A 241-nucleotide genomic window follows, 5' to 3' on the forward strand; every position below is an offset into this window, starting at 1 on the left:
TGCCGGCGCCGGATGCGAGCCTGCTGCAGGCCGAGTACGTGGCGCCGCAGGGCGAACTTGAACAACAGATCGCCGCCCTCTGGCAACAGATGCTCGGCTGCGAGCGTATCGGCCGTACCGACGATTTCTTCGAGCTGGGCGGGCATTCGCTGCTGGCCACCCAGGTGATCTCGCGGGTGCGTCAGGTGCTGGGCTTCGACGTGGCCTTGCGCACGCTGTTCGAACACAGTCGCCTGGCGGA

1 protein-coding gene is annotated in these 241 nt (G+C 66.8%); it reads left to right on the plus strand.

The genetic code is table 11. The features are described 5' to 3' along the window. On the plus strand, nt 1-241 hold a 241-nt coding region (locus FW760_RS26070; protein ID WP_446444128.1), incomplete at both ends, for a phosphopantetheine-binding protein.

Source organism: Pseudomonas sp. 1176_21 (assembly GCF_052850635.1).